This is a genomic window from Hyphomicrobium sp. CS1GBMeth3 (assembly GCF_900117455.1).
Classification (GTDB): domain Bacteria; phylum Pseudomonadota; class Alphaproteobacteria; order Rhizobiales; family Hyphomicrobiaceae; genus Hyphomicrobium_C.
Map to the genome: position 1 here is coordinate 1445136 of NZ_FPHO01000002.1, position 23934 is coordinate 1469069.

The following is a 23934-nucleotide window of genomic DNA, read 5'->3' on the forward strand; positions in this document are numbered from 1 at the left end:
GCGCATTACCGCTCGCCACGTGCCTCGCGCCGCTCCGCCTCTTGACGTCGCTCGCGATCCCTGTCGACGCGTTCGTAGAGATCCTCCGTCGCTTTCTCCGTATGCTGGCGCTGGCGCCAGCCGATGCCCCGCGTCTGCAAGACGAGGTAGAGGATCACCAAGCCGAGGATCAGCGGCGCGACGAAGTTCATCAAGATCGTAAGAAATCCTGTGTTGTCTTCCATGGTCCGATGCTCCTTTTGAGTTAGAGCGTCCGGAACAACGATCTGTTCCAGGATGGAGCGACCTAGATCAGCACACGGGCGCTAGCGGGACACGTGCGCAAGGCGGCGCTGCGGAGCCTTGATCAGGCAATTAGCGGCCGAGACGTATGCAGGTCGTGCGCCACCGTTCACGCGTCATGTGTGTGCTCTTGTCCCAGAGCTTCATGCATTCGTCGAGGTCGCGGCCTGCCGCGCCGGCGCCGCGCGTGACCCTGTTCGGCTCGTCACCGATCGAGTTGGCGGGCCGTCCGGAACCGTAATCGGCAGGACTGCCCGACGGATCCGTCGGCGTGAGCGAGTCTTCGATGGTGGCCGGGTTATCGGACGCCGCGCTGCCGCCGCTGCCGAGCGGTGTATCCGTGCGCGACGGGTCGGCATCTGGCAAGCCGGGTCCTGGCGTGATGGCGTCCCTCTGCGGCGTGAGGGCGCCCGGCGGCGTATCCTGACGATAGATGGGCGAGCTTCGTTCCGCATTGCCGGCAGATGGAACCGGCGGCACGCCGCCGGTATCCCGCGGCGGTATTGGCGAGGGTGGCGTCGCCGGCGAGCGCGCTTGAGGGCCGCTTGACGGCGGCGTTGCCACGGTGCCGCCTGGAGCGCCGCCGCTCATGCCGCTGTCGGCTCCGGACGAGGTTCCCGTTCCGCTGGTGCTGCCTGCTCCTCCGCCAGTGCTGCCACCCGTCTGGGCGAAGGCCGGCGCGAGGCCCGGCGCCGCGACGCAAACCAACGTGAGCGCCAACGGCAGTGCGACCGCCGCCGCCGATGCTGACCACGCGTGTGTGATGATCTTATTGCGCATGGATTTCACGCCTCCTCCTGCACACCGTCCATGACGCGGCAACGTGAGGAGACGCGGTGCGTTCCACACGCGTCGCGATAATCGCAAGCGGAACCTCGTCGCTAGGCGGGGGTTGCTCCATCAATGTCTGTGCTGCGGATTATTCCGAACATGGTTTCCGCACGTGCTCGGACTCGCTTTGATACGAGGAGATTATTCCATGTCGATTCCCACTCGTCCGCTCGCCGTAGTGACCGGCGCCTCGACCGGCATCGGCTATGAGCTCGCACGCTGCTGCGCGATGGAAGGTTTCGATCTAGTTCTTGCAGCGGACGAGCCGGAGATTCACGCCGCCGCGCGAGAAATGGTGCTGCTCGGTAGCAATGTGGATGCTGTGGAGGCCGATCTCTCGACGCTCGAAGGCGTCGATACTCTGATCGACAAGATCGGCGGGCGGTCCGTCGATGCGCTTCTTGCCAATGCAGGCCGCGGTCTCGGTCAGGCCTTCCTCGATCAGAACTTCTCGGAAGTCATGCACGTGATCGGGACGAACGTCACAGGCACGGTCTATCTGATTCAGAAGGTCGGGCGCAGCATGCGCGATCGCGGCGCGGGACGCATTCTGATCACCGGATCGATCGCCGGCTATATCCCCGGGCCTTACAATGCAGTCTACAATGCAACGAAGGCGTTCATCGACTCCTTCTCCCTGGCGCTGGCCAACGAGCTCAAGGATACGGGCGTGACGGTCACGTGCCTCATGCCGGGGGCGACCGACACCGCCTTTTTTGCCCGCGCCCACCTGCTCGACACCAAGATCGGTCAATCCAAGAAGGATGATGCGGCCGACGTCGCGCAGGTCGGCTTCAGGGCCATGATCAACGGCGATGCCGACGTGGTGACCGGCTGGCACAACAAACTGCAGACAGCGCTAGCGAGCGTCACGCCGTCGACCATTCTTGCCGAGCAGCATCGCAAGCAAGCGGAGCCCGGTTCGTCCGCCGCGGCCTGACATCTCTACCGCTACCGCAGACGGGAGCACCCCATGAAGGCGTTGTGCTGGCACGGAAAGAGTGACATCCGCTACGAGACCGTGCCCGATCCGACGATCGAGGACGGGCGCGATGCCATCATCAAAGTGACGGGCTGCGCCATCTGCGGATCGGACCTCCATCTCTACAATGGCGTCATCCCGGAGATGCACGAAGGTGACGTCCTCGGGCACGAAACGATGGGCGAGGTGGTTGCCGTCGGAGCCGAAAACAAGAGGCTTAAGGTCGGCGACCGTGTCGTGGTGCCATTCACGATTGCTTGCGGTGAATGCTTTTTCTGCAAGCGGGGCTACTACTCAGGTTGCGAGCGCTCGAACCCCGACGCGGAAAAGGTGAGCAAGCTGTGGGGCCATTCTCCGGCGGGTCTGTTCGGATACTCGCATCTGCTTGGCGGCTACCCGGGCGGGCAAGCCGAATACCTGCGCGTGCCCTTCGCCGACGTCGGGCCGATCAAGGTGCCGGACAGCCTCAGCGATGAGCAGGTGCTGTTCCTCTCGGACATTTTTCCTACCGGATACATGGCCGCCGAATTCTGCGACATCCAGCCTGGAGACACCATCGCGGTGTGGGGCTGCGGGCCTGTGGGGCAATTCGCGATCCGCAGCGCTTTCCTGCTCGGCGCCGAGCGCGTGATCGCGCTGGATACTGTGCCGGAGCGTCTTGAGATGGCGCGGGCATCCGGTGCAGAGACGCTCGATTTCATGAAGGAGGACGTTTACGAGGCGATCCAGGAGCGCACCGAAGGACGCGGTGCAGACGCGTGCATCGACGCGGTCGGCACGGAGCCGCACACGATGGCCAGCTTCGATTCGGTTGTGGACCGCGTGAAGGTCGCAACGTTCATGGGCACCGACCGCCCGCATGTGGTGCGGCAAGCGATCCAGTGCTGCCGCAATTTCGGGACCGTGTCGATCGTCGGCGTTTATGGCGGCTATCTCGATAAGATTCCGTTCGGCTCAGCAATCAACAGAGGACTCACCTTCCGCATGGCGCAGACGCCCGTGCAGCATTACCTGCCGAAGTTGCTCGGCCTCATCGAGGACGGGAAGATCGATCCGTCCTTCGTCATCACCCACGCCGCCCCGCTCGAGGATGGTCCGGAGCTCTACAAGACGTTCCGTGACAAGGAGGACGGCTGCATCAAGGTGATGCTCAAACCTGCAGCGTAACCATGGACGGCTGGATCACGACCGCAATCGGTCTCGCGGCGGCGATCTGCACCACCGCCTCCTACATTCCGCAGGTGAAGAAGACCTGGGAGACGCGGGAAACCGACGATCTCTCGCTGCGCATGCTCCTCACGCTCGCGACCGGTCTCGCCCTGTGGTGCGTCTATGGTCTCGCAAGAGGCGACGCCGTGATCATCCTGGCCAACGCAGCCAGCCTCGCCATGCTGATGATGCTGATTTACTGGACGGTCCGCGACCGAACGCGTGGCAAACGCACGGAGCAGTTCGCCGAGCGATAGACCCACCTCAGCGCTGGCGTATCACCGCTTCGGCCTTGGAGCGTGCAGTGTTGGCCATACGCCTTAGTGCGACGCGTGCCCGCTCTACATTGTAGAAGCGTGGGACGCGGCTGCGATAATGATCGTAGGCGTCTCCATAGGCTGCAAGAAGCCAGCGCTCTTCCAACGTTGCCATCTGCCAGAATATGACGCCGACGAGAGCGGCAAGGCAGAGCGCCGGCGCGGACGCGGCGCCGACCGCAAGCGCTACGTAGCCCGGCATGGCGGTGGCGTACTGCGGGTTGCGGCTCCACCTGTAGATGCCATCGGTGTTGAGGCCTTCCGTAGCGCCGTAGAGATTCCGGCGCCCCAGCTGCACGCACCCCATCGCGTAAAAGATGAAGCAAATCGCACCTACGCCGGTGGCTATGAGCCTCGGCACAGACTCGGTCACGCCCGGCGTCCAGGTTCCGGCGATGACAATCAACGTTGCGACGTTGGCGATCCGGAACAACGCCCAGAAGGTCAACGCTTGCCACGACCGGTGGTCGGGGCAAGGCCAGATGCTGACGGCCGACGAGTGGCTCGACATCGCGAGCAACGCGATGAGCGCTGACGCGGCGACTAGGCCAATCAGAAAAACGAGCTGCAGCTCAAAACCCATAGATGGCCAATCCGAAGCGCGCCGCACTATTTATTTGTTTTTCCATCGTTATCTCGCTCTTGCGAGCACGCTTTCGCCCAGCACGTCTTCTCACTTCATCATCTTTATATGACGATCACATTTCACTTCGGCGACGGCGCGGACGCTGCGGCGGAATGACGACCCGATCGCCGACGGCGTTGCGTGGCAGGCCGCACGTTCCGGAACAGCTTCGGCTCGTAGCTTCCACTCTGTGATTCTTAAGTCTCGCAAAGCTCCGGACTCGAGGCCTGCGCATGAGCGACATCAAGCTCAGCATCTGCATCCCGACATTCAACCGCGCGGCCTATCTGCAAAACGCCCTCAGCCGTTTTGAGACGCATTACCGATTCGATTTTCCCTACGAGATCGTGATCTCGGACAATGCGTCGACCGACAACACACAAGACGTGGCCGAGGCGTTTGCCCGCAAGGGCTTACCTGTCCGCTACCATCGGCGCGCGACGAACGGGGGCTCGCTTGCCAACACGGTCAGCGCCTTTCACCACGCCGTCGGCAGATATGCCTTCTACCATGCCGACGACGACTTCCTGGTGCCGGACGGCATCGTAGAAGCCGTCCAATATCTCGATGCCAATCCGGACGTTACGGTCTGCCATGCCCCGTGGCACCTCTACGACGAGGTGGCTGACAAGGACGTGGCTCAGTTCTACACGGTCGACTTCGACAGGAAATTCGCCCGGCGCAACTTCGCAGAGGTTTTCCAGTTCATCTTCGAGCGGCATATCTTTCCGGAAGTCGGCCTCTACCGCACATCGGTGCTCCGCTCGGCCTGGGTGCCGCGCGACTTCTGCTTCTGGGCCTTTTCCTACCTTGCGCATTTCCTCGATGAGGGGGCGGTCGCCTTCCTCAGGCGGCCGCTCTATCGCTCGGTCACCGTTTCCAGCATCGATCCGAATCGCCAGCAGGCGGGCAACGAGCAGGTCATGACCGATTGGGACAAGTACCGGGGCGGGCTCGAGTATTTTCTCTATTTGGGCATCAAACGGGGCGCCATCGCGAACTCCCGGGACGCTCGGGCCGCCTTCGAGCAAAAATGCAAGATCTTCACGCTCAACCGCATGGCAGTGGCGGTGCGCTTCTGGGCGGCCCGCAAGGACTACATCAAGGCCTACGAGCTCTATACGCGGATGGCGATCGGCGGGATGGTGGACCACCCTGAGCTCACCAAATTGCGCGACACGCTCCCCCTGATGGCCGGGATCCAGACGCTGGCCTGGCACGCGGCGTCGCCTGCGGGAATCAAGCGGCTAATCCTTGCCGGCGTTTCAGACCGGTCCGCGCTGGAAGACATGCTCCGCCAGTTCGGACTGCCGCCGGATATTGAAATCATTGACGAACCGCGAGCTCACGACCGCGAGCGCGCCGAAAGCACCGTTGTTTTCGTGCCGGACGGCCGAGGTTACGACCGGTTCGTCTCCCTCGGTTACAAGCCCAACCTGATCTTCACCGACCGCGACCTGGTTCAACATGTGGTCGTCTGACAGCGGGCTAACCGCTCCGGTCTCACGCCAGCTTCAGGGACTAATGTCACGACCGATCCGGCGCTCCGGTATTTCGGGCGAGACATAGTTTCCAGAAGGCTGAGGCATGAGTGAGAGGATCCTCTACACAAAGCCGTCGATCACGGAACTCGAGGCGAGCTACGCCGCGGATGCGGCTGCAAACGGCTGGGGCGCCCGCTGTTACGATTACATCGACCGCTTCGAGCGCGGTTTCAAAGCGCATCTCGGAAGCGAGTTCGCTATTGCCACGTCGAGTTGCACAGGCGCGATGCACATGGGCCTCGCCGCGCTCGGTGTTGGCCATGGCGACGAGGTGGTCCTTGCTGACACGAACTGGATCGCGACGGTCGCGCCGGTTGTGCAGCTTGGGGCGACGCCGGTGCTCGTGGACATTCTGCCCGATACCTGGTGCGTCGATCCGGGAGAGGTCGAGCGCCACATCACGCCGCGCACGAGGGCGATCATCGCCACGCATCTCTACGGCAACCTCTGCGACATGGACGCGCTGCTCGACATCGGGCGGCGCACCGGCGTTCCCGTCGTTGAAGACGCCGCAGAAGCGATCGGCTCCGTTTGGCATGGCCGGCGCGCGGGCTGCATGGGCCTGTTCGGAACGTTCTCCTTTCATGGCACCAAAACCCTCACTACGGGCGAGGGCGGCATGCTCGTCACCAACGACCGCGCCCTCTATGAGCGCGTTCTGACGCTCTCCAATCACGGGCGGCGGCCTGGGAATGCGAGGGCGTTTTGGCCGGAGGCCGTGGGCTTCAAGTACAAGATGTCGAACATCCAGGCGGCGATCGGCTGCGCGCAGCTCGAGCGCATCGATGAGCTCGTCGGCCGAAAGCGGGAGATCCTGGCGTCCTACAAGGGCCATCTCGCGGGACTGCCTGGCATCGCGATGAACCCCGAACATGAGGGGACGACCAACGGCGCGTGGATGCCCACCGTGGTTTTCAATGGCGCGAGCGGCGTCACGCGTGCGGCGCTCGAGCAGACTTTTGAAGCTGCCAATATCGATGCCCGGGTCTTCTTCCATCCGCTGTCCAGCCTGCCGATGTTCGAGAGCCGGCCGCAGAACACCCGGGCCTGGAGCATTCCAGGCCGGGCGATCAATCTCCCCAGCTATCACGATATGACGGACGCCCAGATCGGGCGGGTCGCGTCGGCGCTCATCGCGACGGCGCGATCCGGTCAACCCCGCCGCGCTGCTGCCGTATCCGATTATGAGCCCAGCTTTCTCCATGCAGGAACGCCGTGATGCACGACGACCGCCTCGCGTTCGAAGCCCACAAACGGGACATGTCGCTTGCGCTCGGCAAGGACGACGACGCGTTTAAACATGCCCTGACGACTCTCGTCCGCCTCGACAAGTACGACTACAGCTATCTCTGGTCGTGGATGGGCGTTCCGATCATCCAGATGCCGGCCGACATCATGGCGACGCAGGAGGTCATCTGGAACACCAAGCCGGACATCATCATCGAAACGGGCGTTGCGCGCGGCGGCTCGATGATCTTCATGGCTTCGCTGCTGCAGGTGATCGGAAAGGGCCGCGTGATCGGCGTCGACATCGACATCCGGGCTCATAATCGGGACTCCATCGAGGCGCATCCCCTCGCCTCCCGTATCACGCTGATCGAGGGGCCTTCGACAGCGCCTGAGATGCTGGCTAAGGTGACGGCCCAGATCCCCGATGGGGCTTCGGTCATGGTCGTGCTCGATAGCGATCACAGCCGCGATCACGTCCTGGCGGAGCTTCGCGCGTATGCGCCGCTCGTCACCGAAGGCCAGTATCTCGTTGTCGCCGATACGCTGCTCGGGCGCGGCGACGCTTCACAGGCGCCGACCAAACGCTCGAGGGTGCTTTATCCGGGTGACGAACCTTACGCTGCATTGAACGCCTACCTCGAAGAGACTGACCGTTTCGAAATCGACGCCGCGCTCAACGGCAAGCTCGTGCTTTCGAGCTCGCCCGGAGGGTATCTCAAATGCTTGCGGCCCTGAGCGAAGCCGCCATTGCGCCGAGAGCGGTCGAGCAGATCATCCTACGCCCGCCTGCGCCTGATGATTTTGACGCGCTCGCGGAAATACGCCGTGACCGTGACATGCAGACGCTATTGCTCGCCGTCATCGAGGCGACGGATGACGCCGCCGTAAGAGAATGGATCGCGCGGCGTACCAACAATGCGAGTGGCGTGTTTCGCGTCGTGGCGGATGGAGCCTCCGGTGCGGTGCTGGGTTACGTGCAGATCGCCGATATCCACCGTCATAACCGCTATGGCTATCTCGGCATCGCCATAAGGCGTGGCGCCCAGCGTCAGGGCGTCGGCAAAGCGGCTCTTAGACTGCTACACGAGCTTGCCAGGACGGAGGTTGATCTCGAAAAGCTGCTGCTTACCGTGCGCGCAGACAACGTGCTCGCGATCAAGATGTATCTCGATGCCGGATATCGTGTTGTCGGCATCCTCGAAAGCCACTTCCGAGATTACGAGGGCGCGTGTCACGACGTGCTGCTTCTCGAGCGAGCGCTGGACGAGGCGTGACGTGAGCACGGCCGTCATCACGCAACCGATGCTGTTTCCCTGGCCGGGCTTCTTCGAGCAGCTCATGCTGGCCGACACCTACATCTACCTCGACGACGCGCAATTCTCGAAGGGAAGCTTTACGAACCGTATCCAACTTCTGCGTGGCGGCGAGCGCAGCTGGATGACCATTCCGCTCGCCGGGAAAGGCAGCTTCCAGAAGATCTCCGAGCTTGCTGCCGCCGGCAGCGATTGGAAGGCTGGCCATCGTATGCTCTTGCGCCAGTCACTGCTCGGCGCCCCCTTTGTCGACGACGCGCTGGACATCCTCGACCGTGTCTACGCTCATGACACGCTTCTTGATCTCCTGATCTCAAGCATCGAGGAGCCCGCGCGCTATATGGGCATAGGCGCTGCGCGCGAGATTGCGCGGTCGAGCGAGACAGGCGTTACAGGCACATCGTGGCGGCGCGTCCTCGACATCGTGCGCTATTTCGATGGCACTCTCTATGTGACGGGGCACGGCGCCGCCGACTATCTCGACCACGCAGCCTTCGAGGCGAGCGGCATTTCCGTTGCCTACATGCGCTACAGCCTCACGCCGTGGCCGCGGGCCGGAGACGCCTTCACTCCCTTTGTCAGCATACTCGATCTCATCGCTTACGCGGGCCCGCAAGCGGCGGCCTATCTCCATCCGTCGACGGTGGAGTGGCGGGCCTTTCTTCAGAGGGAAAGGATGCCGGTATGACCGAGCACAAACCGATCGCAACTTCGGCAAAGGATGACTTCGCGACCAAAGGGTATGCCGTGCTCCGGCAGTTCTACGACGTCGCGCGCGATATCGCGCCGATCCAGGAAGGCATTCGCGTCGTCATCGCGTTGCTTTGCGACAAGTACGGCGTCGATGCGCCAACCGCGACAGCCTTGGACGCGATGACAAAGGGCTATCCGGCTCTGATCGCCAAGAATCGCGCCTGGGGTGGCGAGGTTTACGACGCGATCAAGCAGATCCCCGCATTCCTGCAGCTCGTGTCGAACGCCAGGAATCCTGCCCTGTTCGATACGCTGCGGCCGGGTTCCCATCCCGGCATTGCCGCCAACGGCTTCGGAATGCGGATCGATAACCCCGGCGAGGAGAAGTTCCGCGCGCAGTGGCACCAGGAGTTTCCCAGTCAGCTCCGCAGTGTCGACGGCATCGTGTTCTGGACGCCGCTGCTCCCGGTTACGCCCGAGATGGGGCCGGTTCAGATCGCGGAAGGCTCGCATGCCGAGGGCATCGTTCCCGTGTATGTCGACGATGGCGGCGTATCCAAGACCGGAGCTTATGCATTGTATCTGGATCGGGCCGAGGAGCGTTTGGCACGTTACCGGCAGGTCGCGCCGCTGACCGAGCCCGGCGATCTCGTGCTGATGGACTTCCTCACCTTGCACCAGTCCGGCCACAACGTCTCGAACATGCCGCGATGGAGCATCCAGTTCCGCTATTTCAATTTTGCCGAGCCAATCGGCGTTCGCATCGGCTGGAAGGGATCGTTCGCGGCGGGCGCGAGGTTCGAGGACGTGCTGCCCGAGCTTCTAGTGCGGCGCGAGACGGCCGCATGAAAGTCTGCCGCGTCTGCCGCGAGGCGATCAGTGCGCCCGCCTACGAGAGGCCGGCTCCGGCGCTCACTTCGATCTCGACCCTTATCGACGTGCCAACCCGCGTGTTCGTTTGCGATTGCTGCGGGCATGCGCAATGCCACGACCTTCCCGATATCCATGCCTTCTACGATCGCGACTACCGCATCTCGCTCGCCAGCGACGATCACGATCAAGTCTTTGCGGTACACGCAGACGGAACCATCATCTATCGCACGGATCATCAGGCGGAGATCGCGCTCGGGCTGCTCGATCTCCCGGAAGGTGCGCGTGTGCTGGACTACGGCGCTGCCAAATCTGACACCTTGCGCAAGGTCCACGCTGCGCGCCCGGACATCCAGCCTCATGTCTTCGAAGTCAGCAGCGACTACGTCGCGGCGTGGCAAGGCTGGATTCCTGATGCCGCGCAGGCGGTCTATTCCGTGCCAGCATCGTGGCACGGTCGTTTCGACGCGGTGATGAGCCACTTCGTCATCGAGCACGTTCCGGATCCCGTGGGGTTCATCCGTTCGATTTCAGAGCTCTTGCGCCTGGGCGGCACGCTGCTTCTTTCGCTACCCGATGTTTCCGCCAATCCCGGGGACATGACGGTGGCCGATCACCTCAATCATTTCAGCGAAGCTTCGCTGCGACGCGCCCTGGTTGCCGGGGGTTTCCTGCCGACGACGATCGATAGCGCGTCATTTCCGGGAGCGTTCTTTGCCGTCGCGATCCGTACGGATGAGCCTCCGGCGGGCGGAGCGCATGCGCACGAGGCTGTCGAGCGTGCGCACCAGATTTGCGCCTTCTGGAGGCAGGCCGCGGCGAACCTCGACGAGCAGGGCGCGCGCTTCGCGGGTCGCAAGGCAGCCATTTACGGGGCTGGGTTCTATGGGAGCTGGATCTATAGTCGCGTCAGCACGCGGGTTGCTCCCGCGGCCTTCCTGGACCGGAACCCTCATCTGCAGGGCGGGAGCCATTTCGGTGTGCCGGTCTTGCCCCCCGAGCGCATCCCAGATGACATCGAGGTGCTCTTCATCGGGCTCAACCCGCTCAAGGCGAAAGACGTGATCGCCGTGCAGCCTTGGCTGAACCGCGCCGGGCTTCACCACGTCTGGATCTAGGTCGGATCTCGATCGACCGGAGGCACGGATAGCGTGCCGACGAGTGGCAGAACCATCGGGACGGATGCCAGATGATGGTCTCTCCCAAAAACAACATCATGTCACGGCTGCTAAAATGGCCGCTATAAGCGGCGCCGATTCCTAGACACTTGACGCTGTGGCAGATTTGGTTTGCCCTATGACAGATCTGAGTTCATGACTTGAACATCGCTGTTCCGATAGAGCCCCTGGTGGCACCGTCCAACCCTGACTCGACCCTTAAGATCCTCGTCATCGACGAAAACCCGATCCGGCGCGCCATCATCGAGGCGGGGCTCAAGGAGGCGGGCTTTACGGCGGTGACCATGCTTGTCAACACCACCCGCCTCGTGGATCATATTTACAATCTCGACCCGGATGTTGTGCTGATCGATCTCGAAAATCCGAGCCGCGACGTGCTCGAGCAGATGTTTCAAGTCTCGCGCACCGTGCGCCGCCCGATCGCCATGTTCGTCGATCGCAGCGAGAAAAGTGAGATCGAGGCCGCCATCGAGGCCGGCGTTTCCGCCTACATCGTCGATGGCCTCAAGAAAGAGCGCGTCAAGCCGATCCTCGACATGACGGTCTCGCGCTTCCACGCGTTCAACCGGCTGCGCGCCGAGCTCGACGAGGTCAAGGGCGCCCTCAAGGACCGCAAAATCATCGAAAAAGCCAAGGGCATCCTTATGAAAAGCCGCGGCATAGACGAGGAGCACGCCTATGACCTCTTGCGCAAGACCGCAATGTCGCAAGGCAAGCGCATCGCGGACGTTGCAAAGGCCCTTGTTAGCGCCGCTGATCTCCTGAATGGCGAGGGCTAGCCCATGACCGAAAGAGCCACCATCGCCGGATCGGGCCGGAAGCGCGAAATTCACGCGGGCTTCATCCCGCTCTCCGACTGTGCACCGCTCGTCATCGCCTCGGAGCTCGGGTTTGACCGCCGCTATGGGTTCTCGCTCGTGCTGCATCGCGAGGCGTCGTGGGCAAATATTCGCGACAAGGTCGACGTCGGCGCACTCGACTGCGCGCATATGCTGGCGCCGATGCCGATCGCTGCGCATCTTGGGCTTGGCCGGGCGACCGAGCCGATCATCGCGCCCATGGCGCTGAGCCTCAACGGCAACGCGATCACGGTCTCGACCAAGCTCTATGAGGACATGCGCGCGGCCGATGGGCCGGCGGCCCTGGCCGGCGGCATGATGGCAGCAAACGCGCTGGCCGCCGTGGTGCGCGCTCGCCAGCAGGCCGGTCGCGAGCCGCTGACGCTCGGCATGGTCTATCCGTTCTCGTGCCACAACTACGACCTGCGCTACTGGCTTGCCGCCGCCGGCATCGATCCCGACAACGACGTCAATCTCGTAGTGGTGCCGCCGCCGCTGATTGCCGAGAACCTCAAGGCGGGCCGCGTCGACGGTTTTTGCGTCGGGCAGCCGTGGAACAGCCTGGCTGTTGCCGAGGCCGATGGCGTGATTGTCGCGACGAAGAGCCAGCTCTGGTCGATGAGCCCGGAAAAAGTGCTTGGCGTTCGCGAGGTGTTTGCCGAACGTGAGCCCGATCTCGTTCGCGATCTGGTCCGCGCCCTCGTCGCCGCTGGTCAATGGCTCGACCAACCCGAGAACCGGCCGGACGCAGCCCGTATCCTCGCGCGTCCCGAATTCATCGGACTCAAGGAAGAGATCATTGCGCCACCTTTGACGGGCATCATGAAGTGCGGCGGCCAGCAACCAGACGTCATCGACCCTGATCTCGTCGTGTTTCATCGCGGCTTCGCAAACTTCCCGTGGCGCTCGCACGCCGTGTGGCTGATGACGCAGATGATCCGCTGGGGCCAGGTGCGCGAGCCGTTCAATCTCGAGGCCGTCGCCGAGCGTGTTTTCAGAACAGACCTTTACCGTGAGGCCGTAGCGGCCGACGGCGGTGCCGTTCCTCCGTCCGACTACAAGGCGGAGGGTGAGGCGGCGGAAAAATCTCCTCCGCACTTTTTTGGAGGCGAGAGCTTCGATCCCGCCGCGGCGCTCGCCTATCTGGATCGGCTTCCGATCCGGCACGCAGGAGCTGAGCTCGAGGCATTCGCGGCGCTCAATCGCTGAGCCGGGCCGGACCTCCCACTGCCAAACGACTCGGCATTTTTTCTTCGCATTGCACAAACGGCGCGCAGCCGCCTGCCTGTGGCAGGTCGACGCTTTTTTATTTAACATACTGAAAACGCATACAAAATTCAATCATTCCGATTTGGCACGATCCTTGATCTTAAACATCCCGAGACGGGCAGTGCGGGCTGCCCGGCATTCGACATAGCGGCTCAACGGCGGGCCGCTCCACATGGCAACGCTGCCTCGACGAAACGGGACCGATGTTCGGTCACGGCTCTTCGATGCGGCGTTTTTTGTTTTTGGCGCGGCCATGAGGCCCGCGCACGGGACGGGAGAATCGGAATGACGGGTTCGAAACGTGGAGCAGGCCTCTTCGGAAACGGCGCGGGCCTCTCGCGGCGCGCGATGCTCAAGGGGACGGGCACAGCGGCGTTGATCGCGGCTGCAAAAACGTTGGTGCCGGGAGGTGCCAATGTGGCGTGGGCGGCCGGACCGGAGACGACAAAGGCCGTGCTGGGTTACATCGCGCTGACTGATGCCGCCCCGCTGATCATCGCCAAGGAAAAAGGCCTCTTTGCCAAGTACGGGCTCCCGGATGTCGAGGTTCTGAAGCAGGCCTCATGGGGAGCTACGCGCGACAACCTCGTGCTCGGCTCGGACTCGAACGGCATCGACGGCGCCCACATCCTGACCCCGATGCCCTACCTGATCTCGACCGGCAAGGTCACCCAGAACAACGTGCCTGTGCCGATGAGCATTCTCGCGCGCCTCAACTACGACTGTCAGGGCATTTCCGTCTCGAAAGAATACGAAGCGCTCACCGTCGGGGCCGACGCCTCGGCCCTGAAAGAGGCGTTCGCCAAGAAGAAGGCCGAAGGCAAGGAGGTGAAGGTCGCCATGACCTTCCCCGGCGGCACCCACGATCTGTGGCTTCGCTACTGGCTGGCCGCCGGCGGCATCGATCCCGACAAGGATGTCTCGACCATCGTTGTTCCCCCGCCGCAGATGGTCGCGAACATGAAGGTCGGCAACATGGATGCCTTCTGTGTCGGCGAGCCGTGGAATGAGCAGCTCGTCAATCAGGGCATTGGTTTCACGGCTTGCACGACGGGCGAGATCTGGTTCCGCCATCCCGAGAAGGCGCTCGGCATGCGCTCAGCGTGGATCGACAAGAACCCGACCGCCGCGCGCGCATTGCTGATGGCCGTGATGGAAGCCCAGCAGTGGTGCGAGGCAATGGACAACAAAGAGGAGCTGGCCACCATCCTCGGCAAGCGCCAATGGTTCAACGTGCCGCCGGCCGACATCATCGGCCGCATCAAAGGCGACATCAACTACGGCCGCGGCCGCAAGGAAATCGGCACCAAGCTGCTGATGAAGTTCTGGGAGGATGGCGTCGTCTCCTATCCGTTCAAGAGCCACGATGCGTGGTTCGTGACCGAGGACATCCGCTGGGGAAAGTTCGCTCCCGATACCGACGTCAAGGCGTTGGTCGACAAGGTGAACCGCGAAGATATCTGGCGGGAGGCTGCCGGCGCCCTCGGCATCACCCCCCCGGAGAGCACCTCGCGCGGCAAGGAGACTTTCTTCGACGGCAAGGTCTTCGACCCTGACAACCCGCAGGCCTACCTGGCATCGCTCGCGATCACGCGCGTCGCGGCCTGACCCCCATGCCCCTCGAACAGGAGCTCTCATTCTGATGAACGCGATATCCACCCGGCCCATGTTGGTCGACGCCGCGGGCACCGGACCGGCGGAGGCCAAGGCGGCACAGCCGAAAGCTGACGAAAGCAAAGTCGTGCCGCTCGAGACACCCCGCGCCCGCAGCGCCTCGCGCGTTGTCTCCGCGCTCCGCGAGACGACGGCAACCGTCGTCCCGCCGCTCATCGTGCTGGCCATGTTGCTGCTCGCCTGGCAGCTCGCTACCGACAAACCCGACTCATCCCTGCCGTCGCCGCTCAAGATCTGGACCGACGCCAACGATCTCATCGTGTCGCCGTTCTTTAATTACGGGCCGCAGGATCTCGGGCTCGGATGGCGTGTGCTGACCAGCCTCGAGCGCGTGTTCTATGGTTTCGGCCTCTCGGCGATCGTCGGCGTGGTAATGGGTGCGATCGTCGGCCAGAGCGTGTGGGCGATGCGCGGCCTCGATCCAATCTTCCAAGTGCTGCGCACCGTGCCGCCGCTGGCCTGGCTGCCGATTTCTCTTGCCGCCTTCCAAGACAGCGGCCCGTCTGCTGTGTTCGTGATCTTCATCACCGCCGTGTGGCCGGTGATCATCAACACCGCCGTCGGCATTCGCAACATCCCGCAGGACTATCGCAACGTGGCCGAGGTGCTGCGCCTCAATCCACTCGAGTACTTCTGGCGCATCATGATCCCATCGGCGGCGCCCTACATCTTCACGGGTCTTCGCATCGGCATCGGACTGTCGTGGCTGGCCATCGTCGCGGCCGAGATGCTGACCGGCGGCGTCGGCATCGGCTTCTTCATCTGGGACGCCTGGAACTCATCGCGCCTCTCCGACATCGTCGTCGCCCTCATCTACATCGGCGTCGTCGGCTTCGTGCTCGACCGGTTGGTCGCGCTTGTAGGACGCATCGCCACCCGCGGCACCGCCAGCGCCTGAGGAGATCATCATGACTGAGACATCGCAAAAGCCGTTCCTGCAGTTGCAGGACGTCCGCAAAATCTTCAGCCGTGGCGGAACGGAGACGGAGGTTCTGCACGACATCAGCCTCGACATCGCCGAAGGCGAATTCATCTCGATCATCGGTCATTCGGGCTGCGGAAAGTCGACGTTGCTGAACCTGATCGCGGGCCTAACCAGGGTCACGACTGGCGCCGTTCTTCTCGATAACCGAGAGGTCAACGAACCGGGACCCGAGCGGGCGGTCGTGTTCCAAAACCATTCTCTGCTGCCGTGGCTCACGGTCTACGAGAACGTACGTATCGCCGTCGACAAGGTGTTCGGCAGGGCGAAGAGCCGCGCAGAACGCCATGCCTGGACGCTCCACAACCTCGACCTCGTGCAGATGGTGCATGCGAAGGACAAACGTCCGGCGGAGATCTCGGGCGGCATGAAGCAGCGCGTCGGCATCGCCCGTGCGCTCGCCATGGAGCCGAAGGTACTGTTGATGGACGAGCCGTTCGGTGCGCTCGACGCGCTGACGCGCGCGCATTTGCAAGAATCGGTCATGCAAATCCACGCCCGGCTCGGCAACACGGCCATCATGATCACGCACGATGTGGACGAGGCGGTGCTGCTCTCGGATCGCATCGTCATGATGACGAACGGGCCGTCGGCGCGCGTGGGCGAGATCCTGGACGTGGACCTTCCACGTCCGCGCAACCGGCTCGAGCTGGTGTCGGACGCACGCTACATCCACGCCCGCGAGGCGGTGCTCAAATTCCTCTATGAGCGCCACCGCTATATCGAGGCCGCATAGGTCTCACGTCTTCACGATCTACCGCAACGAAGCGAGACACGATGAGCGAACCCCTCGTCATAATCGGCAATGGCATGGCCGCGACACGCCTCGTCGACGAGCTGACGACGCTGGTGCCCGGCCGCTACGCGATCGCCGTCATCGGCGAGGAGCCGTCGCTGGCCTACAACCGCGTGCTGCTGTCGTCGCTGCTCGCGCGTGAGATCGACGAGGAGGCGGTCATCCTGAAGGACGCCGCGTGGTGGCGTGATCGCGGCGTGACGCTCGTTTACGGGCGACGCGCTGTCGAGATCGACACCCGCGGCAAGTTCGTGCGCCTGCGGGGCGGCGCAAAGCTCGACTATTCCAAGCTGGTGCTGGCACTGGGCTCGGAAGCGGTGCGGCTGCCGCTGCCCGGTGCCGACTTGCCGGGCGTCGTGACCTTCCGCGAAAAGTCCGACGTGGACGCGATACTGTCGCGCGCCCGCCCTGGAACTCGGGCCGTCGTTATCGGCGGTGGGTTGCTCGGCCTCGAAGCGGCTTATGGTCTCACGAAAGCAGGCGCCGATGTTTCGGTGGTCCATCTCATGGATCGCTTGATGGAGCGCCAGCTCGATGCCGAGGCTGCCGGCTTGCTCGAGGCTGCTCTCGAGGACCGCGGCATCCACGTATTTCTGAATGCCGAGAGCGAGGCCGTGCAGGGCCGCCGCAAGGTTGCGGGTCTGCGCCTCAAGGACGGGCGCAACATTCCGGCCGATCTGATCGTGATGGCAGTGGGTATTCGCCCCAACGTGCGGCTCGCACGTGGAGCCGATCTTACGGTCAACCGCGGCATCGTGGTCGGCGACGATCTCGCAACCGATGACCCCGACGTTTATGCGCTCGGCGAATGTGCCGAGCATCGCGGCACCTGCTATGGCCTCGTGGAACCGGCTTACGAGCAGGCGCGTACTCTCGCCCGCGCACTCGCGGGACACGACGCCCGCTATCAAGGATCACTGCTCGCGACAAATCTCAAGGTGTCCGGCGTCAACGTCTTCTCGGCCGGTGATTTCCTCGGCACCCCAGGATCGGAGCCGATCGTGCTGCGAGACCCAGGACGCAAGAGCTACCGCAAGCTGGTGATCAACCAGGATCGGCTGACCGGCGCCGTGTTGGTCGGCGATACCACGGACGCACTCTGGTACCTCGATCTGATCCGTTCAGGCGCACCGATCGAGCAGTTGCGCGATGGCCTCGTTTTCGGACGCGCCTTCGCCGAGCCGCCGGCGCGCGCAGCTTAGGGAGAGGAGAACGATGAGCGCAGAATTCTCCGCCGAGCAGAAACGCTACCTCGAAGGCTTCATGTCGGGCGTTCAGGCGGGACAATTGTCTCAGGGCCTGAAGCCTGCTGCCGCGCCGGCTAGCGTGCCGACGGGGCCCGATGCCGACCATTTCAAGGCTCAGGACGCCACCAAGGCCGCCGGAAAGAAACTTGTCGATCAAGAGATCTGGAAACGCGAGGAGCATCCGTTCGACGCCTATGCCCGTCTCAAGGCACAGGCCGACAAGGGCGAGTATCCGAAGCCGCCGGACAATTTCCGCTGGCGTTACTACGGCCTCTTCTATGTGGCACCGGCGCAGAACAGCTACATGTGCCGGCTCAGAATCCCGAACGGCGTCCTGACCCACTGGCAACTCGCTGGGCTCGCCGACGTCGCCCAGTCGTTCGGCGGCGGATACGCACACGTCACCACACGTGCCAACTTCCAGATCCGCGAGATCGAGGCGTCCAACGCCGTTAAAGTTGTCGAAGCCATCCAGGACCTCGGGCTTTGCTCGCGCGGCTCGGGTGCGGACAATATCCGCAACGTCACCGGCACGCCCACCGCAGGCATCGATCCCGACGAGTTGCTCGACACGCGTCCTTATGCACGCGAATGGCACTTTCATGTGCTGAACGACCGCTCGCTCACGGGACTGCCACGCAAGTTCAACGTGGCCTATGACGGCGCTGGAACCATCGCGGCACTCGAGGAAACCAACGACATCGGGTTCCAGGCGGTCGAGGTGGCGGAGGGTGCACCCGTTCCCGCCGGCATTTATTTTCGCCTCGTGCTCGGCGGCATCACCGGCCACAAGGACTTCGCGCGCGACACCGGAGTTATCCTGCCGCCGCACGATGCCACTCGCGTCGCCGACGCCATTGTTCGCGTCTTCATCGAGCACGGCGACCGCACCAACCGCAACAAGGCTCGCCTCAAGTACGTACTCGATACCTGGGGCTTCGAGAAGTTCCTGGCTGCCGTCGAGGAAAAGCTCGGCTTCAAGATGACGCGGATTTCGACGGAGCACGTAAAGCCGCGCAAATCACCGAACCGAACGGCCCACATCGGCGTACATGCCCAGCGCCAGCAGGGGCTCAATTGGATCGGTCTCGTGTTGCCAGTCGGAAAATTGACGGTGGAGCAGATGCACGCAATTGCATCGCTCGCCCGTGATCTGGGAGACGGCGATATCCGTCTCACGGTTTGGCAAAATCTGCTCGTCTCCGGCGTCCCGGACTCAAAGGTGTCGGAGGCGCTATCCCGCATCGAGGCCATGGGCCTATCTGCCGAGGCAACCGCGATCCGCGCCGGCCTCGTCGCCTGCACCGGCAATACCGGCTGCAAGTTTGCTGCTGCCAACACCAAAGGCACGGCGGAGAAAATTGCCGCGCACGTCGAGGGCAAGCTCACGCTCGACACGCCTGTCAACATCCACTTGACCGGCTGCCATCATTCCTGCGCCCAGCATTACATCGGCGATATTGGCCTGATCGGCGCAAAGGTCCCGCTTAACGACGACGGCGATACTGCCGAGGGCTTTCACATTCTGGTCGGCGGCGGATCCGGGGCTGACGCAACGATCGCACGCGAACTCTGGCGCGACATCAAGAGTGAGGACTGCCCGGCCGCGGTCGAGCGTCTGCTCGCCGCCTACTTGGCACACCGCCAGGATGCGAGCGAAACCTTCTTCGCATTCGCCAATCGCACCGATACCGAAACGCTGAAGCGCCTCGCCGAGGAGCACGCCGCATGACCATCCAGTCGCCGCCGCCGGGCGTCGCTCTGATCCCGGAGAGTGCACCATTCACGCCGGACCAGAGAGCCTGGCTCAACGGCTTCTTCGCCGGCATGCTCTCGCTAGACGGCAGTGGCCCGGCACCATCAGACGCCATGACCGGCGCCACGCCAGTGGCCGGAGACGGCGATGACGGTGCGGCCCCCTGGCACGATCCGACGCTCGAAATCGACGAGCGCATGACACTCGCTGAAGGTCGCCCGTTGCGCCGCCGCATGATGGCGGCCATGGCGCAGCAGGATTGCGGCCAGTGCGGCTACAATTGCGAGGACTACGCCAACGCCATCAATGAGCAGGCGGAGCCGCGCCTCAATCTGTGCGTTCCCGGGGGCAAAGCGACGGCGCGCATGCTGAAGCAGCTCGTAGAGGAGATGGGCGGCGGCGTGCTCGATCCCGACGAGAAGGCCGCCAAGGAGGGCGCAAAGCCGGAGAAAGCCACAGATGTCCAACCCGGACGTTCGCGCGAGGCGCCGGTGCTGGCGCGCTTCGTCTCCCGTCAGCGTCTCAATGGAGCCGGATCCGAGAAGAGCACCAACCATATCGAGATCGATCTCACTGAGTGCGGCCTCGACTACGAGCCGGGCGACAGCTTCGGCATCCTGCCGCGCAATGATCCAACGCTCGTCGACCAGATCCTCGCTGCCATCGGCGCACCGGCGGACTTTCCGATCGGCGACAAGACGCTGCGCGACGCCCTGATCGAGGACACGTCGCTCGCGCCTGCGCCCGACGCACTGTTCCTGCTCATCTCGTACCTGACCGGCGGCGAGCGCAAACGCAAGGCTCAGGCACTCGCCAAGGGCCAGGATCCGGACGGCGACGCCGCGACGCTCGACGTACTCGCCGCGCTCGAGAAGTTTCCGGGCCTGCACCCCGATCCCGAGGCCTTCTACGAGGTGCTGGAGCCGCTGCAGCCAAGGCTCTATTCGATCTCATCGTCACTCAGGGCCAATCCGGGACGTGTCTCGCTGACCGTCGATGCCGTCCGCTACAAAATCGGAGAGCGCGAGCGGCACGGTATTGCTTCGACCTATCTCGCCGATCGCATCGAGCCCGGCGCGCATGTAAAAGCCTACGTGCAGAAGGCACACAACTTCGCCCTGCCCAAAGACGGCGCGGCGCCGATCATCATGGTCGGCCCCGGAACCGGCATCGCGCCATTCCGCTCATTTCTGCAGGAGCGCCACGCAACCGACGCAACGGGCCCGGCGTGGCTGTTCTTCGGTCATCAGCGCCGCGCGAGCGACTTCTTCTATGAGGCCGAGCTCGGCCTGTTCATGAATGCCGGCACGCTCACCAAGCTCTCTCTCGCCTGGTCGCGGGATGGGCAGAAGGTCTACGTACAGGATCGCATGCGGGAAGAAAGTGCCGAGCTGTTCGCATGGCTCGAAAATGGCGCACATTTTTACATCTGCGGCGACGCCAAGCGCATGGCCAAGGATGTCGAGGCGGCGCTGACCGATGCGGTCGCACAGCACGGCAAAGTCTCGCCCGACGACGCCAAGGCCTATATCGCAGCGCTCAAGAAGGTCGGCCGCTATCAAGCCGACGTCTACTAGGGAGCGCGGCCCAATGAATGCCCCGTTGCAGGCCAAGCCCGTCAAGACGACGTGCCCTTATTGCGGGGTCGGATGCGGCGTGATCGCGCGGCCCGACGGCTTCGGCGGCGCGCAGGTGCAGGGCGATCCCGAGCATCCGGCAAACTTCGGGCGCCTGTGCTCGAAGGGCTCGGCCCTTGGCGAGACGCTGTCTCTCGACGGGCGCCTGTTGCATCCGATGGTGCGCGACGCCGAGGGAACGATGGCTCGCGCCTCATGGGACGACACGCTCGACGCCGTCGCCAAGGGTTTCCGCGACGTCATCACGCAACATGGCCCTGATGCGGTCGCCTTCTACGTTTCCGGCCAGCTTCTGACCGAGGACTACTACGTCGCCAACAAGCTGATGAAGGGCTTCATCGGCTCCGGCAACATCGACACCAACTCGCGTCTCTGCATGGCCTCGTCCGTCGCCGGTCACCGCCGTGCGTTTGGTGCTGACACCGTGCCCGGCTGCTACGAGGACCTGGACCAAGCCGACCTCCTGATCCTGACCGGATCGAACGCAGCCTGGTGCCATCCGATCCTGTTCCAGCGCATGCTCAGGAATAAGCGCGAGCGCGGCGCACGCATCGTCGTCATCGATCCACGCGCCACGCCAACCTCCGACGAAGCCGATCTGCTGATCCAGATCGCGCCGGGCACGGACTCGGTACTATTTTCGGGTCTCCTCGCCTACCTCGCGGACCAAGCTGTCCTCGACCGCGATTATATCCGCGACCACACCGACGGATTCTCGGAAGCGCTCGCGCGTGCCCGCCACATCGCCCCCGAGATCGAAGCGGTCGCCGAGCAGTGCCAGGTATCCCGGGTAGATGTCGGGACGCTCTATTCCTGGATTGCCGCTACGCCAAAGACGGTCACGCTCTATTCGCAGGGCGTCAATCAATCGGCGCAGGGAACCGATAAGGTCAACGCGATCATCAACTGTCATCTGGCAACAGGGCGCATCGGAAAGCCCGGCATGGGGCCGTTCTCGCTGACCGGACAGCCAAACGCGATGGGCGGGCGCGAGGTCGGCGGTCTCGCCAATCAGCTCGCCGCGCACATGGACTTCGAACCGAGCAACGTGGAGCGCGTCCGCCGGTTCTGGAACGCAGAGACCGTTGCCGCGCAACCCGGCCTAAAGGCCGTCGAAATGTTCGAGGCAGTGGCCCAGGGGCGTATCAAGGCGCTATGGGTCATGGCTACCAATCCGGTCGTGAGCCTTCCGCGCGCCGATGCGGTTCGCTCCGCCCTCGGCAACCTCGAACTCTTGGTCGTGTCCGATGTCGTGGAGGCGACCGACACCATCAGGTCGGGCGCTCATATCCTGTTGCCGGCTGCTGGCTGGGGGGAAAAAGAGGGCACGGTCACCAACTCCGAGCGGCGCATCTCGCGCCAGCGCGCTTTTCTTGTGACGCCCGGCGAGGCGCAGCCGGATTGGTGGATTGTGTCGGAGGTCGCAAAGCGCATGGGCTTCGCCGATGCGTTTGCCTACACCTCGGCGGCAGACATATTTGCCGAGCATTGCGCGCTCTCGGCATTCGAGAACGACGGCGCACGCGACTTCGACCTCACGGGTCTTAGCCGGCTTTCGCCCGATGGCTACGATACGCTCGAACCTGTTCAATGGCCCGTCGCCACGATAGAGAAGCCGGGCCGCAAGCGCCTCTTTTCGCACGGCGGCTTCTATACGCCCGACGGACGCGCGCGCTTCATCGCCGTTGCCAAGCCGAAACTTGCCAACGCGTCTGCTCGCTATCTTCCACTACTCCTCAACACGGGGCGGATCCGCGACCAGTGGCACACGATGACCCGGACCGGAAAATCTCCCCGGCTGGGCGCTCATATCGATGAGCCGCGTATTTCAGTGCACCCTGACGATGCGCGCACCGCTGGCGTCGCGGACGGTGTGTTCGCGCGCGTATCGACCTTGCACGGAAGCGCCATTCTGCGCGTCACCATTACGGCCGCACAACGGCGCGGCGAGATCTTCGCCCCCATTCACTGGAACGGCGAGACCGCGTCCGACGCCCGCATCGGCGCCCTCGTGCAAGCAGCCTGCGATCCCATCTCAGGCCAGCCGGAGCTCAAGGCAACAGAGGCCACGCTCGCTCCCGTCGAGTTCGCCGTGCACGGCTTCTTCCTCTCCCGCAATCGGGTCACGATGCCCGATCACATCTGGTGGGCGCGTTCGGCGGTCGAGGGCGGCTTCGGCTACCGCATCGCGGCTCCGGCCGGAACGATGCATTGGGCTAACCTCGCGCGCGAGCTTCTCGGCGCCGACGAGAGCTACGCCGAGCTACTCGACGAAGGCCAGGGCCGCTACCGCGCAGCGATTATTCGCGGTGATGGCCTCGAATCCTGCGTGTTTCTCGCCAAGTCGCCTCACGCCCTGCCAGGCTGGGAATGGCTGAAGCAGCAGCTCGCGTCTCCGACGTTGACCGATGCTGCGCGCCGTGCCCTCCTCGCCGGCCGTGCCCCCGAAGCCGGCAGTGACAACGGCCCGATCGTATGTGCCTGCTTCGGCGTTGGCCGTAATGCAATCTGCCGCGCCATCTCAGACCAACACGCGACGTCGCTCGAAGCCATCGGCCGCGCACTCAAAGCCGGCACCAACTGCGGCTCCTGCATTCCGGAGCTTCGCCGGATCATCGCCGAGACACAGCCGCAGGCGGAACAAGCCGTCTGATCAGGTC

Annotated in this window: 22 protein-coding genes; 19 read left to right on the plus strand and 3 right to left on the minus strand. The window is 63.5% G+C overall.

What is annotated here, in order from left to right; translation table 11 throughout:
* Nucleotides 1–5 precede the first annotated feature (5 nt).
* Both CS1GBM3_RS06975 and CS1GBM3_RS06980 read right to left on the minus strand, forming a co-directional pair.
* On the minus strand, nucleotides 6–224 hold the full coding sequence (locus tag CS1GBM3_RS06975; protein WP_072393187.1) for a hypothetical protein: 219 nt from the start codon (nucleotides 222–224) through the stop codon (nucleotides 6–8).
* 130 nt (nucleotides 225–354) lie between these two features.
* On the minus strand, nucleotides 355–1062 hold the full coding sequence (locus CS1GBM3_RS06980; protein ID WP_072393190.1) for a hypothetical protein: 708 nt from the start codon (nucleotides 1060–1062) through the stop codon (nucleotides 355–357).
* Between the two features lie 199 nt (nucleotides 1063–1261).
* Here CS1GBM3_RS06980 and CS1GBM3_RS06985 point away from each other — a divergent pair, with 199 nt between their 5' ends.
* From CS1GBM3_RS06985 to CS1GBM3_RS06995, 3 genes are read left to right on the plus strand one after another with little or no spacing between them, the layout of a single operon-like run.
* Nucleotides 1262–2053 carry an SDR family NAD(P)-dependent oxidoreductase gene (locus CS1GBM3_RS06985; protein WP_072393193.1) on the plus strand — a complete coding sequence of 264 codons (792 nt, stop codon included), beginning with the start codon at nucleotides 1262–1264 and terminating at the stop codon, nucleotides 2051–2053.
* Between the two features lie 33 nt (nucleotides 2054–2086).
* On the plus strand, nucleotides 2087–3262 hold the full coding sequence (locus CS1GBM3_RS06990; protein WP_072393196.1) for a zinc-dependent alcohol dehydrogenase: 1176 nt from the start codon (nucleotides 2087–2089) through the stop codon (nucleotides 3260–3262).
* Between the two features lie 2 nt (nucleotides 3263–3264).
* Nucleotides 3265–3561 (plus strand): SemiSWEET family sugar transporter, encoded by a 297-nt coding sequence (locus tag CS1GBM3_RS06995; protein ID WP_072393199.1) that lies wholly within the window; start codon nucleotides 3265–3267, stop codon nucleotides 3559–3561.
* A 7-nt stretch (nucleotides 3562–3568) separates the two neighbouring features.
* Here the strand turns inward: CS1GBM3_RS06995 and CS1GBM3_RS07000 are convergent, their stop codons facing one another.
* Nucleotides 3569–4204: a methyltransferase family protein gene (locus CS1GBM3_RS07000; RefSeq protein ID WP_072393203.1), complete on the minus strand. Its 636-nt coding sequence runs from the start codon at nucleotides 4202–4204 to the stop codon at nucleotides 3569–3571.
* 275 nt (nucleotides 4205–4479) lie between these two features.
* On the opposite strand from CS1GBM3_RS07000, the gene CS1GBM3_RS07005 reads away from it, so the two are divergent.
* The 16 genes from CS1GBM3_RS07005 to CS1GBM3_RS07080 all read left to right on the plus strand — a co-directional run bounded on the left by CS1GBM3_RS07005 (nucleotide 4480) and on the right by CS1GBM3_RS07080 (nucleotide 23927).
* Entirely contained in the window at nucleotides 4480–5727 is a 1248-nt protein-coding gene (locus tag CS1GBM3_RS07005; protein ID WP_072393206.1) for a glycosyltransferase family 2 protein, read from the plus strand.
* Between the two features lie 106 nt (nucleotides 5728–5833).
* Entirely contained in the window at nucleotides 5834–7009 is a 1176-nt protein-coding gene (locus CS1GBM3_RS07010) for a DegT/DnrJ/EryC1/StrS family aminotransferase (protein WP_072393209.1), read from the plus strand.
* Complete coding sequence (locus tag CS1GBM3_RS07015; protein ID WP_072393212.1) at nucleotides 7009–7755, plus strand: cephalosporin hydroxylase family protein; 747 nt, start codon at nucleotides 7009–7011, stop codon at nucleotides 7753–7755. Before CS1GBM3_RS07010 ends, CS1GBM3_RS07015 begins: the two co-directional genes overlap by 1 nt.
* Nucleotides 7740–8294 (plus strand): GNAT family N-acetyltransferase, encoded by a 555-nt coding sequence (locus CS1GBM3_RS07020; RefSeq protein WP_072393215.1) that lies wholly within the window; start codon nucleotides 7740–7742, stop codon nucleotides 8292–8294. The genes CS1GBM3_RS07015 and CS1GBM3_RS07020 overlap by 16 nt, the downstream gene beginning before the upstream one ends.
* A gap of 1 nt (nucleotide 8295) precedes the next feature.
* Entirely contained in the window at nucleotides 8296–9021 is a 726-nt protein-coding gene (locus tag CS1GBM3_RS07025; RefSeq protein ID WP_083567197.1) for a WbqC family protein, read from the plus strand.
* Entirely contained in the window at nucleotides 9018–9875 is an 858-nt protein-coding gene (locus CS1GBM3_RS07030) for a phytanoyl-CoA dioxygenase family protein (protein ID WP_083567199.1), read from the plus strand. Before CS1GBM3_RS07025 ends, CS1GBM3_RS07030 begins: the two co-directional genes overlap by 4 nt.
* Entirely contained in the window at nucleotides 9872–11014 is a 1143-nt protein-coding gene (locus CS1GBM3_RS07035; RefSeq protein WP_072393218.1) for a methyltransferase domain-containing protein, read from the plus strand. The genes CS1GBM3_RS07030 and CS1GBM3_RS07035 overlap by 4 nt, the downstream gene beginning before the upstream one ends.
* Nucleotides 11015–11244: 230 nt before the next feature.
* Nucleotides 11245–11853 carry an ANTAR domain-containing response regulator gene (locus tag CS1GBM3_RS07040; RefSeq protein ID WP_072393221.1) on the plus strand — a complete coding sequence of 203 codons (609 nt, stop codon included), beginning with the start codon at nucleotides 11245–11247 and terminating at the stop codon, nucleotides 11851–11853.
* A 3-nt stretch (nucleotides 11854–11856) separates the two neighbouring features.
* Nucleotides 11857–13122, plus strand: a complete 1266-nt coding sequence (locus CS1GBM3_RS07045) for a CmpA/NrtA family ABC transporter substrate-binding protein (RefSeq protein ID WP_072393224.1) — start codon at nucleotides 11857–11859, stop codon at nucleotides 13120–13122.
* A 345-nt stretch (nucleotides 13123–13467) separates the two neighbouring features.
* Entirely contained in the window at nucleotides 13468–14790 is a 1323-nt protein-coding gene (locus CS1GBM3_RS07050; RefSeq protein ID WP_072393227.1) for a CmpA/NrtA family ABC transporter substrate-binding protein, read from the plus strand.
* Nucleotides 14791–14824: 34 nt separating this feature from the next.
* Nucleotides 14825–15754, plus strand: a complete 930-nt coding sequence (gene ntrB, locus CS1GBM3_RS07055) for a nitrate ABC transporter permease (protein ID WP_139247815.1) — start codon at nucleotides 14825–14827, stop codon at nucleotides 15752–15754.
* 10 nt (nucleotides 15755–15764) lie between these two features.
* Nucleotides 15765–16574, plus strand: coding sequence for an ABC transporter ATP-binding protein (locus CS1GBM3_RS07060; RefSeq protein WP_072393233.1), 810 nt, complete (start codon nucleotides 15765–15767; stop codon nucleotides 16572–16574).
* A 41-nt stretch (nucleotides 16575–16615) separates the two neighbouring features.
* Nucleotides 16616–17836, plus strand: coding sequence for an NAD(P)/FAD-dependent oxidoreductase (locus tag CS1GBM3_RS07065; RefSeq protein WP_072393236.1), 1221 nt, complete (start codon nucleotides 16616–16618; stop codon nucleotides 17834–17836).
* A gap of 13 nt (nucleotides 17837–17849) precedes the next feature.
* On the plus strand, nucleotides 17850–19613 hold the full coding sequence (locus CS1GBM3_RS07070) for a NirA family protein (RefSeq protein ID WP_072393239.1): 1764 nt from the start codon (nucleotides 17850–17852) through the stop codon (nucleotides 19611–19613).
* Nucleotides 19610–21214 carry a sulfite reductase subunit alpha gene (locus CS1GBM3_RS07075; RefSeq protein WP_072393242.1) on the plus strand — a complete coding sequence of 535 codons (1605 nt, stop codon included), beginning with the start codon at nucleotides 19610–19612 and terminating at the stop codon, nucleotides 21212–21214. Before CS1GBM3_RS07070 ends, CS1GBM3_RS07075 begins: the two co-directional genes overlap by 4 nt.
* A gap of 13 nt (nucleotides 21215–21227) precedes the next feature.
* Nucleotides 21228–23927, plus strand: a complete 2700-nt coding sequence (locus CS1GBM3_RS07080) for a nitrate reductase (protein ID WP_072393245.1) — start codon at nucleotides 21228–21230, stop codon at nucleotides 23925–23927.
* Nucleotides 23928–23934 lie beyond the last annotated feature (7 nt).